This window comes from Methanocorpusculum sp. (assembly GCF_030655665.1).
Lineage (GTDB): Archaea > Halobacteriota > Methanomicrobia > Methanomicrobiales > Methanocorpusculaceae > Methanocorpusculum.
In genome coordinates this window covers 159,547-171,602 of the sequence record NZ_JAUSPQ010000003.1, presented here as the reverse complement: position 1 = coordinate 171,602, position 12,056 = coordinate 159,547, and the positions used below count along the sequence as shown (strand labels likewise).

General features: G+C 51.2%; 7 protein-coding genes. All 7 read right to left on the bottom strand.

Annotated elements, in window-relative coordinates:
• The coding region (locus tag Q7J08_RS01390; RefSeq protein ID WP_304909899.1) for a 4Fe-4S binding protein at positions 1-822 on the bottom strand (822 nt) is incomplete at its 3' end.
• An 801-nt stretch (positions 823-1,623) separates the two neighbouring features.
• The gene (locus Q7J08_RS01385) at positions 1,624-3,975 is read right to left on the bottom strand and encodes a DUF3656 domain-containing protein (RefSeq protein ID WP_304909898.1); all 2,352 of its coding nucleotides are present in this window, start codon (positions 3,973-3,975) and stop codon (positions 1,624-1,626) included.
• 14 nt (positions 3,976-3,989) lie between these two features.
• A complete protein-coding gene (rpoA2, locus tag Q7J08_RS01380; protein WP_304909901.1) occupies positions 3,990-5,135 on the bottom strand; it encodes a DNA-directed RNA polymerase subunit A'' in 1,146 nt (381 codons plus the stop codon).
• A gap of 370 nt (positions 5,136-5,505) precedes the next feature.
• On the bottom strand, positions 5,506-8,175 hold the full coding sequence (locus Q7J08_RS01375; RefSeq protein ID WP_304909897.1) for a DNA-directed RNA polymerase subunit A': 2,670 nt from the start codon (positions 8,173-8,175) through the stop codon (positions 5,506-5,508).
• Complete coding sequence (locus tag Q7J08_RS01370) at positions 8,172-10,085, bottom strand: DNA-directed RNA polymerase subunit B' (RefSeq protein WP_304909896.1); 1,914 nt, start codon at positions 10,083-10,085, stop codon at positions 8,172-8,174. The genes Q7J08_RS01375 and Q7J08_RS01370 overlap by 4 nt, the downstream gene beginning before the upstream one ends.
• A gap of 1 nt (position 10,086) precedes the next feature.
• The gene (locus tag Q7J08_RS01365) at positions 10,087-11,637 is read right to left on the bottom strand and encodes a DNA-directed RNA polymerase subunit B'' (RefSeq protein WP_304909895.1); all 1,551 of its coding nucleotides are present in this window, start codon (positions 11,635-11,637) and stop codon (positions 10,087-10,089) included.
• Positions 11,638-11,652: 15 nt separating this feature from the next.
• Positions 11,653-11,901, bottom strand: coding sequence for a DNA-directed RNA polymerase subunit H (locus tag Q7J08_RS01360; protein ID WP_304909894.1), 249 nt, complete (start codon positions 11,899-11,901; stop codon positions 11,653-11,655).
• Positions 11,902-12,056 lie beyond the last annotated feature (155 nt).

Here is a 12,056-nt window from a genome sequence, read left to right as displayed (position 1 = left end):
TACATCGACACAGGTGGAACATCCACCGGGACACTTCGTGGCATCAACAATAAGTTCGCCTTCAAAGAATTTCGTGATGGTGACGGCCTCGCTTGGGCAGACCTGTTTACACCAGGTGCAGGTGATGCACTCGGATTTGTCGATCGAGACGAAGCCCGGAAGCTTCTGCTCATCAGGTACTGCACGTTCTACGGAAAGTGCTTTCGCCGGACAGGCATTCACACATATCTGACAGGCGTTACATAACTCCTCCTCCCAGAGAACCTCACCGGTCGGCTTCATCGTACCGGGATAGAACGGATCTCTGGCAACCGTGAGTGCCGGACATAATGTACCGCAGATACCGCAAATAGTACATTTGTCAGCATCAACAACAAAAACGACATCACCGCCAAGCGCGGTCTGACGCTGCACGCCGCCCTCAACTTCGCCTTCATAAACGGGCACGTTTCGGACAATTGCATCATGCGGGCAGGCCTCATGACAGGATGTACAGCGGACACACTTCTCCTCGCTGATTTCAGCAGTAAAGTCATACTCGGGGAAACCTTCCTGCTCCAGGATCGGGAGGCTCAATTCACCGTCAACTTCTACGAGAAGTGCATCAAACGGACACAGAATCGTGCAAACACCGCAGTATGAACATATTGCAGGATCAACAGAAATTGGTGCCTCGCCGCAGGCTGCACCGCGGATGGATGCACCGACCATGCCTAAAGAAATAGCTTCCTTTGGACATGCGTCAACACAGATACCACAACCGACACAACGTGCGGTATCTAAGAGAAGACGGGATACTTTACTCAGGAGTTTCTGCTCCATGATAACAGTCTTGCCCTCTTTTCTCGTGGAATATTTAGGATACATTGTACTCAATACCATGTGGGAATCCCTCAAATAGAAAAATACTTTTTAGATAGAACAAACGTTCCATTCGTCTGAAACCATTTTATGGACATGCGGGAATATGGCCAAATTGCCCGCACTAGCTGACTCTATAACAGACGCGCCACGAATGACAGGTTATCGACCATCAATATTCGTTAGTATCAGCATAAATATATTATTACTTATATTTTGAATAAGTTAAATAAATTTAATATACATAACAGGAGTTTTTTCGAGAAAAACAGACAAACATACATGCATCATAAGGAACAAGAAAAAAATACGCGGGAAGTCGCTGGTGTAGAACTACCATCCCGCAAGGTCTATCTATGCGAAAGAGGAGAGAAGTCCCCCCTTAATCTCGAATTTGTAATCGGATAAAAATCATTTACCTTGGTGTTGATCACATTGGTGATAACGATCACACGCTTTCAACCTTCCAAAGCTGATACGAAAATCCACCGAGAACATATGTGTACGACATCCCTGAATTCATGATGCCCGCTTTGGAAACAGCTCTCTTCCAGACATCATTGACGACAGGTTATCGACATGCAATATTCATCTTTATTCAAATAAATATTTTTCGTGTACATAATAACAATATTAATTCAATATAATTTACTCACTGCAATCTCTCACTACATCCAGCATTACGTATTAAGATAAAAGCCAGCTGTTCGAAGAAGAAAAAAACTGTCGGAAATCAATGAACCAAAAAAAGGGGAGAGAAAATTATTCTCTGACAACACCACGCAGGTAATGCCCTGCCGTGATGCCGCCTGAGGCGATATCTTTTATCTGTTCTTTCAGTTCTTTTGGATCCCCGTCACCAGAAGCGACCGCGGAGTAGATCGCTGTCATACGGCGGATATACTCAGGACTCCGGCCGCGGGCATCGATCGAGATGACCGAAACACCGGCTGCCGCGAGTTTTCCTACATACTCGATCAGACAGGTCTCGGAGGAGTTCAGGATATGACCTCTGCACTGCGAATCGGTCCTGACTCTGAATATCCGATTTGTTTTATCTTTCAGCGCCCAGGACTGATTGCAGCTCCTGCACCCTTGCGCAGTTGCCGGAATACAGTTCTCGGTGATCATCACCTCAAGACTGCCCTGAACGATCACCTCGGTTTTCGGCGGATGAGCATAGGCGGAAAGCTGCTCCATCAGGGTTCTGATCTGTTTCCCGGAAAGTTCCGGAGAGAGGCAGACCTGACGGCAGCTCTTCCCGTAGGTCATTGCTGAACGGGCATTCGTGATGTTCAGACCTGAGCCTCCGTATTTTGGAACGCCCTTGATCAGCTCGGCAGCACCGACACCGTCGACCATCACGCCGGCCGCACTTGCAGGGATCTTGGAAAATGCCTCGGCGACCTCATGTTCCTGAACGATCCTCGGCAGCTTGTAGATGACCGGGAGATCATAGATCTCCTCGACACCTTCGTACACGACCTGACCAGCACCGGAAGAGTGGGCGGTCTTTGCCCCGACGACCGTATCAGTATAGATCTGGACGATCGGGATCGTTCGCTCAGGGACCGCAGAGCCTTTCTCCTGATACGGGCGGGTAGTTCGGACCGATTTCCGTGCGAGCGCTGCTTCATCCAAAAATCTCCGGCGAAGATCAGTGATGACGCTCATCGGGAGAAACATCGTTCCGTCATACTTCATCGAAAGGTTTCTGACGTAAAACGGTGTGCCGCCGGTCTTTCTTATCTGGGTCTCGACCGACTCCTTTGAGACGGGCTTGTTCAAAGCCTCAAGCATCGGCATCTCGGTTTTGACCTCGGTCGAATCAGAGGAGACGGTGAGCCTGCCTGCTTTGTCGAGCGAAACAACGATGTCGAGAGGGATCCGTCCTCCTGATGCTTTTGCAAGGATCGCGGCAGCTTTTCGTTCGGTCTTCATCCGGCGGGTGATCCAGAGTTCACTGCCGAGAACGACATCCTCCGGAGCAGGGATCTTGTAGGCGTCCCCTTCCGGGAAGATATAGGGTTCTTTATTCAGAGCGAAACCGCTTTCCCGGCCGGCGATCTTGAACACAAGCCCGTCACCTGTATCAGGGACCGGACCTTCGATCTTGACGATCACCTTGCCGCGGGACTCATCGAGTCCGGAAACAAATCCTGCAAAGACACCGCGGTTATCCGGCTTTTTTGCATTGATGAACGTGCCCCACTTGTCTCCGAAAAGATATCCTTTCGTAAACCCGCGGTTGAACGCAAAGGCGAGGTCTTCCATCGTCTCATTCTCGGGGATGAACTCTCTGCCTTCAGCGATAGTGTCCAGTCCATGGCGGTAAGCATCAGTGACGATCCCGACATACTCAGGGGTCTTCATCCTGCCTTCGATCTTTATCGAGGCAACACCTGACCTGCAGATCTCTTCGAGATACGGATACAGACAGAGATCACGCGGCGACAGAAGGTAATCGCCCTGCGTAGGAATGGGCTCGCCGTCTGCGAGCAGGGAATAGGGTTTTCTGCACGGCTGAGCGCAGCCCCCCTGGTTCCCGCTCCTTCCGCCGATAACCGAGGAGAAAAGACACTGTCCTGAATATGCGTAGCAGATCGCTCCGTGAACAAAGATCTCCAGCTCGACGCCGACTTCTTTTGCTACTTCGGCGATCAGCTTTACATCTTCGATCGAAAGCTCGCGGGCGAGGACCACACGCGAGATCCCGTGCTCGGCGGCGAACCGGACACCGGCTGCGTTATGGATCGTCATCTGCGTGCTTGCATGAAGCGGGAGATCAGGTACGACCTCGCGGGCAAGAGAGAGGACGCCGACATCCTGAACCAGGATCGCGTCGACGCCAATATCGGAGAGGAACCGGAGATACTCGGCGATCACCGGCATATCATCATCGTAAGCGAGCGTGTTGACGGTCACATACACTTTGACACCGTACTGATGAGCGAACAAAACTGCGTTTTTCAGTTCATCATTCGAAAAGTTGGTCGCATACTGGCGTGCTCCGAAGAGTTTCCCGCCGAGATATACAGCATCGCATCCGGCAAATACGGCAGCTTTCAAAGCATCGGGCGAACCCGCAGGAGATAAGAGTTCTGGAATAACCATGATAAAAAAAAAGATTACTGAGGTGCCACGCGGCGGACCATCAGTTTGACATCACCGGTACCGAGAAGAATCGGCTGACCGACGATGACGTTTTCCGTAACTCCGGAAAGTTCATCGAATTCATGAGCAACCGCCGCATCGAGCAGGTGGTTGACCGTGACTTCGAAACTTGCACGGGAAAGGACAGATTCCTTCTCTCCGGCAATTCCGTGACGACCGATCTGTTTGACTTCTCCGTCCATGCACATGATGTCTGCGACAAGCATGATGTGGCGGAGATCGACCGCGATACCCTGTTCTTTCAGGGTGGAGAATGCTTCGAAGATGATAGCTGAGCGGGCAGCTTCAACACCGAGTGTGCTTGCGATCTCGGAGATGTTGTTTGTACGGGTCCTCGTACAGTCCACACCGTCGATCTCGAAGACATCTTTCATGTTGGATCCTTCGGTATGGAGGATGTACTCGTCGTTTTCCTTTCGAACGACGACCCTCTTGATATCATCGATACCCTGAACAATGACCTGACGGACATGTTCTGCGAGCTGGAACAGGTTCTGGTATGAGTCCTCGTTTTTCGGGAGGAACTTTAAGACACCGTCCGCTTCGTTGATCTCAACTTCAAAGTCACGGTAGTGACGCTTATCTTTGATCTTCTGCGGAGCACGGGCAAGAACTTCGGATACAGGGATCTTACGCTTCTTGCAGACCTCTTTGTTGATCTGAACAAGAACGCACATCTCTGCGATATCGGTTTCGATATCGCCGAACTCGTGAAGGGGAGCTGCTTCGATCTTCCAGGAAACCTCACGAGCCTTATCACGGCTCTCGCGGTATTCCTTATCTAAGAAGATGGTCATGGTCGGCGTTGACGGCTCTTTTCTGGCGTCCATGATTTCGATAAGACGCGGCAGACCGAGGGTAACGTTGATTTCAGCCACACCTGCGTAGTGGAAGGTACGCATCGTCATCTGGGTACCTGGTTCACCGATGGAGTGGGCGGCATTGATACCTACCGCTTCACAGGGCTGAACACGGGTACGTTCATACTCGGAATTGATCCTGGTAACGATGTTCTCGAAGTTCTCGTCGGATACTTCCTTGCCGGCATCATGCTTTGAGGTGAGGATCTTCGTGAGTTCCGTGGTAGTGGAGACAGGCATGTTTTCATCAACAAGCCTGCGGACGCGGGACTTCAGGCTGACGAGATTGATGGCCTCAAGCTCCTCTTCGGATTTGCCTTCAAGCCAGGTTTTGACCTGCTGGAAGAGTGTTTTTGGAAGATTCCAGGTGTGAAGTTCTACTGCGATTGCAGATTCAGGCTCTTCAACGACCTCTTCGATCTTCTTTGCTTTCTTTGCCCGCGGTTTCTTTTCTGCAGACTCGTCCTGGGTCTCCGGGGTCGAATCAGTATCAAGGACTTCTTCGACCTTTTCCATCAGGGATTTCTTTGAGGTCTTTACGGGTATTTCTTCGATAACATCCTCGAATGTCTCGAAATCATCCTCGATCTCATCTTTGCTTGGAACCATTTTAGATCTCCTCCTTAAGAACGGATTCGGCAATACCTTTCACATCGACCGGCAGACCGGATGCGGACTTTGCCGGATCGGTACCATCTTCACCATAGACGAACTGAATGATCTTACCACCGGTACTGCGGACAGTACCGTCATACGCGACCTTCAGATCCTGAAGAGCGTTGACCATACGGCGCTGGAGGTAACCGGACTGGGATGTACGAACTGCAGTATCCACAAGACCTTCACGACCACCGATTGCGTGGAAGAAGAACTCGGTCGGGCTGAGACCGGACTTGTACGAGTTGCGAACGAATCCGTGTGCATCGGCACCTTTGTCACTGCGTTTGAAGTGAGGAAGGGTACGATCTTCATATCCACGAACGATACGCTCACCACGCACTGCCTGCTGACCGATACAACCGGCCATCTGTGCGATGTTCAGCATCGAACCGCGAGCTCCGGAAACGGCCATGACCACAGCTGAGTTTTCGAAACCTAAGTGACGGGATGCGATATCACCAGTCCGGTCTCGGGCTTTACCCAGTTCTTTCATGACTTGCATTTCAAGGGTCTCTTCAGGAGTTCTTCCGGGCATTGGCTCTAAGTGTCCCTGTTCAAAGATATTGATACGGTTTGCGACATCACGTTCTGCAGTATCGAGCACGTCACGGATCTGTTTGTACTCTTCTTTACCGAGGTCGGTATCGTTGATACCATACGAGAATCCGTAAAGCATGATCGCACGGATCGAGAGTTTCGTCAGGTCGTCGATGTACTCTTTTGCACGCTGGTTACCGTGAAGACGGATGACCCTGTTCAGAATTGCTCCATCCATTGCTCCGACAGACTTTTTGTCGATGGTTCCGGTAAGGAGTTCTCCGTCGACGATCCTGACAAAGGCATCGTTCGGGCAGAAGGTATTTTTGGTACAAGGGTCACAGTTCCGGCAACATGTTGCTTTGTAGAACATGTTGATATCCTTCGGCAGGATCTCGGAGAAGACCTGTTTGTTGCTCCAGTAGGGAATACCGTTCTCAACCTTGCCCGGCTCTGGAAGATGTTCCATGTCGGTGTATTTCAGGAGATAGAGGTACTCGGATTTCGTATGCCACTTCAGCTGGTTTGTCAGCAGGAAGATACCGGAGATGTGGTCGTGAAGACCGCCGATGATCGGACCGCCGAAACGCGGGGAGAGAATGTTTTCCTGAACGGCAACGAGAAGTTCCGCTTCAGCACGTGCTTCCTCGGTCTGAGGAACATGCAGGTTCATTTCATCCCCATCAAAGTCTGCGTTGTACGGGGGACATACTGCCGGGTTAAGGCGGAAGGTCCTGCCGTTCATGACTTTGATGTGGTGGGACATGATAGACATACGGTGCAGAGAAGGCTGACGGTTGAAGAGAACGATATCTCCGTCACGCAGCTGTCTGTCGATCTTCCATCCTGGTTCGATCATTTCTGCGACGGTATCACAGTTGCCTTCTTCACCGGAGATCAGTCTGATACGGCGGCCGTCAGGTCTGTTGATATAGTTCGCACCGCAGGGATCACGGAGGGTAGGTCTGTTTGGACCGATTCTGATCAGAACACGCATATCCTCAAGGTTCTGTTTGGTCACCCTTACAGGAACGGACATCTCGTTTGCGATCGCAAGCGGGATACCGACTTCACCGATCGAAAGGTTCGGATCCGGTGAGATGACGGTACGGGCAGAGAAGTTGACACGTTTACCGGATAAGGATCCGCGGAAACGGCCGTCTTTCCCTTTCAGACGCTGGGAGAGTGTCTTGAGCGGTCTGCCGGACCGGTGTCTTGCCGGCGGGCATCCTGCGACTTCATTGTCGAGGTAGGTGGTAACGTGATACTGAAGTAACTCCCACAGATCTTCGATAATGAGCTGCGGAGCACCAGCATCCTGGTTTTCCTTGAACCGCTGGTTGATCCTGATGATATCCACAAGCTTGTGGGTCAGATCATCCTCAGATCTCTGACCGTTCTCAAGGATAATGGACGGGCGGACGGTTACCGGCGGGACCGGAAGGACAGTAAGTACGGTCCATTCGGGTCTTGCTACATCGGGGTCGATGCCGAGAAGACGGAGATCATCGTCCGGGATCTTTTCGAGGCGTTCACGGATGTCGGCTGAGGTCAGTTTGCGTTCTGACTTGTGGACTTTACCGTCTTCACCCATTTCGGTGACGATCTCAACGAACGAGGTCGGTTTTTCGAAGTTGATCTTGAACTGCTGATCACCGCAATAGGGGCAGATACGTTCCTTCTTGATATCCTTCTCACCGATGGTCTCGGCTGAGTAGGGGTCGTCTTCAAGTGCTGAGAAGGCGGCGATCTCTTCTTTATCAAGAAGAAGCCGACCGCAGTCACGACAGGTGACACGGAGAAGTTTTCTGATCAGACGGGTGTATCCTACGTGGATAACTGGTTTCGCAAGGTCGATATGACCAAAGTGACCGGGACAGTCACCCTGTTTCTGACCGCATGTCTTGCAGCGGAGTCCGGGGTCGATAACACCGAGACTCGGATCCATGAGACCTTTCGGGTAGGGGAATCCGTCATCGTCATAGGTGTCGGGCCAGATGACCTTACAGACACTCATGTCACGAATTGCTTTCGGTGAAAGGATACCGAACTCGATCTTGCCGATCCTCTTTGGCGAGGTCATACCATATCCTCCAGTCTCAGTCTGGGAGCTATACCCATACTCTTCATCTCGTCAAGGAGAAGTTTGAATGCATAACTCATTTCGACTTCGTAAATATCAGTTTCTGCACCGCAGGCGAGACAACGGGTCATCTTCTGCTTAGCATCATACATTGCAACCATTCCGCAGCGTGCGCAGACGTACTGCTTCACTGCATCGGACTCGTCAAGGAGACGCTCTTTGAGTGCCATTGCGGCACCGTGACCGATCATCACATCACGTTCCATTTCACCGAAACGAAGACCTCCTTCACGGGCACGTCCTTCGGTCGGCTGTCGGGTAAGGACCTGGACCGGACCTCTGGACCTTGCATGCATCTTAGTAGATACCATGTGGTAGAGTTTCTGGTAGTAGATGACACCCATATAGATATCAGCCTGGAATCTGCGACCGGTGATTCCATCGTACATGACCTCACGGCCGTTGTGGGCGAATCCTGCTTCTGCGAGCTGGTGTCTCATGACCTGCTCACGGGTCAGTTTGCTGGACTTCACATCTTTGCCGATCTCTTTGTCGTTTAACAAACGATTCTGGGCGAAGGATGAGTCGAAGATCTTCTCGACCTGGGTCTTTCTGAACGAGGTCGCGTTGACACGGGACCCTTCGAGAGAGCCGGTTTTACCACCGATCATCTCAAGCATATGACCGATGGTCATACGTGAAGGAACTGCGTGCGGGTTGATGACGAGGTCAGGCGCGATACCGGCTGCGGTGAAAGGCATGTTTTCCTGCGGAGTGATAAGACCGCAAACACCTTTCTGACCGTGACGGGATGCGAACTTGTCGCCGATCTCCGGAATACGAAGGTCACGTGTTCTGACTTTGACAAGGCGGGAGGAGTTTTCGGACTCAGTGATGATGACAGTGTCAACGATACCGGTCTCGTTACTTCTCATAGTGATGGAGGTGTCGCGGCGTTTTTCAACGGCGATGAGTTCTCCGGTCGGTTCCTCAAGGAAACGCGGCGGGGAGGTCTTGCCGATGAGAACGTCCTTCTCATTGACAACGGTCTCCGGATTGATGATACCGTCGATATCGAGGTTTGCATAGGATCCAATTCCATGGGAACCCTGAACATCCTCTTCGGGCATTTCGATCCTGTCGACCTGTCCTCCGGGGTACCTGCGTTCCTCTCCTTCATAGGTTCTGAAGAAGTGGGAACGGCCTACTCCGCGCTCGACTGAGGCTTTGTTGAAGATGAGTGCATCTTCAATATTGTATCCTTCGTAGGAGATGATAGCCACACAGAAGTTCTGACCCTGCGGGCGGTTGTCGGAACCGATAAGCTCGGCAGCCTGAGTGTGCACCATCGGGACCTGGGCGTAGTGGAGCATATGACCGCGGGTATCGGGTCTCAGCTTCATGTTTGCCTGGGCAAATCCTAATGCCTGCTTGATCATACCTGCACCCATCGTAACACGCGGCGATGCGTTGTGCTCCGGGAACGGAACGTGTGCTGCTCCGATACCGAGGATAAGGGACGGATCGATCTCAAGGTGAGTGTGTTCGGTGGTCAGGTCTTCTTCCTGTACAGCGATGAAGAGGTCATCCTCCTCTTCAGCATCAATGAATTCTATTTTGCCCTGAGAAACCAGAGCCATGAAATCTTCTGCACCGGATCTGACGATCTCGATATCTTCGGGGGTGACTGCGGGGATGCCGTTTTCCACAACGATCAGGGGGCGGCGGGCCCGTCCGCGGTCGGTATTGATAACGATCTCATTACTGTAATCTTTGTATGAAATATTGACTTCAGTTGAGACATGCCCTGATCTGCGCATATGTCTGAAGTTTTTGGTGAATCCTGCGGCATCATCGACTTTTCCAATCAAAGCGCCGTCCACGAATACACGTGCCATTTTCTTTTCCATTTTATTCGCTCCTGATTGGCTGGATCTTCATACCCCGGATCACGCGAAGGATCTCTTCCTCGTCGGTTCCTTTGCTGATCTCAACAAGCTGGGCAAAGTTTTTCACTAAACCACAGTTCGGTCCTTCCGGAGTTTCGGACGGACAGATACGTCCCCACTGGGTTGGGTGCAGATCACGAGCTTCGAAGTGAGGCTGGGATCTGGACAGAGGGGAGATAACTCTTCTAAGGTGGGAGATGACCGACATGTGGTCGACACGGTCCATAAGCTGGGATACACCGGTCCTTCCGCCGACCCAGTTACCTGTTGCAAGCGGGTGGATAAGGCGTTCGGTCAGGACATCTGCACGGACGACCGTACCGATAGCAAGTTCTCTGTGTCTCATGCTCGCGCGTTCAAGCTGGTACTTGACATCACGGGTGAGTCTGTTTAACGAAATACGGAACAGATCTTCCATCAAATCACCTGCAAGTTTCAGGCGTTTGTTGGAGTAGTGATCTTTGTCGTCGATTCTCCTTTTATTGAGAGCGAGATCGAAACATGCCTCTGCCATCCTGCCGAGGAACTCTGCTTTCGCGATACGGACGTCTTTCGCATACACTTCGTAGCCTTCCTCTCCAGGTTTCAAGGTACTCGGAATGGAGTAGTTTAAGTGCGGGAGAAGGTAGCTGTCTAAAACGAACTCTGCGCGTTTTCTCTGGTAATCCTTTGTCTGGTTCGGTGCAAGTTTCTTACCGACATACATGACACCTTCTTCGACGGTGGCGCATTCGCTCTCTTCGAGGTTCTGCATCATGTAGGTAAGGACATCTTCCGAAAGGGAAACCGCAGATACGATATCTTCATCAGATTCAAGTCCAAGGGCGCGCATCAGATCTGCAAACCGCAGGTGACCGGCAACGCTCGGGAAGGAGACGTCAAGGAGATTCTTTTTATTTTTCTCGACGACTACAAGAGCGCGATAGCCGCGGAACTGGGAGAACACTTTGGATACATGGATCTGTTCGTTGTATCTTTCGGTGAACTCGGTCATGATCTTGTTGCTTGCAAGATCTTCGAGTGTCATTAAGACGCGCTCGGTTCCGTTAACAATGAAGTATCCTCCGGGGTCGCTCGGATCCTCGCCCTGTTCGGTCCTCTCCTGCTGGGAAAGACCGCAAAGGTTGCAGACCTGGCTGCCGATCATTACAGGAAGCTGACCGATGGTGGTCTCCTGGACCGGATAGACCTTATCACCCTGGTGAAGGGTCATCTCAAGGATCATCGGTGCTGCATAGGAAAGGTTTCTTAAGCGTGCTTCGGCCGGATAGAGTTTGCTCTGCGATCCGTCTGCTTCTCTGACGATCGGCTTTTCAACACGGATCTTACCAAGTTCGACCCATACGGCCTCCTGGTTCTTTCCTCTGTTAACGATTTCAGTCTCGACGACTCTCTGTTCGTCTACGACTTTCTGGAGGTTAAACTGGACAAAATTGTTATACGAATCCAGCTGGTGGCGGGCAACATGTTCCTGGGAAAAGTACGCGCCTGATAATACACTTCTATCAATCATGATCTCTTCCTCCGATTATTTTTTCGGCCTTCTTACTACGAGGCGGTAGGACGTGGCTTCGCCTGCAGTCTGGCTCTTTCTTACGATCGTAATGACGTTTCCTGGTTTTGCGCCGCAGGCTTTTACAGCCGGGTCATCATGATAGATTTTCGGAAGGTGATCTTCCAAGATGTCGAAGGTTACGAGAAGAGCTTTTACGTCTTCGTCGGTCATGATTTGATGGTCCGGGACCATCTCATGCAGTAATACATTGAGTCTTGTCATGTAGCTCCTAATCAGATTCGTGTGAATACGGTGTCTTGCTGCTGATTATGTCAGGTAGCTGATTCAATTTTTAAAAGTCTGGTTCTTTGGCTTGTGAATGGCCCAATGGGAAAACATTCGCCGGTGGTGTGGTAATGGATGATATACACGCATCG

Bases quoted from the DNA above. Each gene is read 5' to 3' on its own strand.
- Q7J08_RS01360 (WP_304909894.1), bottom strand. From the start codon at position 11,901: ATGACAAGACTCAATGTATTACTGCATGAGATGGTCCCGGACCATCAA.
- Q7J08_RS01370 (WP_304909896.1), bottom strand. From the start codon at position 10,085: ATGGAAAAGAAAATGGCACGTGTATTCGTGGACGGCGCTTTGATTGGA.
- Q7J08_RS01385 (WP_304909898.1), bottom strand. From the start codon at position 3,975: ATGGTTATTCCAGAACTCTTATCTCCTGCGGGTTCGCCCGATGCTTTG.
- rpoA2 (WP_304909901.1), bottom strand. From the start codon at position 5,135: ATGCCTGTCTCCACTACCACGGAACTCACGAAGATCCTCACCTCAAAG.
- Q7J08_RS01365 (WP_304909895.1), bottom strand. From the start codon at position 11,637: ATGATTGATAGAAGTGTATTATCAGGCGCGTACTTTTCCCAGGAACAT.
- Q7J08_RS01375 (WP_304909897.1), bottom strand. From the start codon at position 8,175: ATGACCTCGCCAAAGAGGATCGGCAAGATCGAGTTCGGTATCCTTTCA.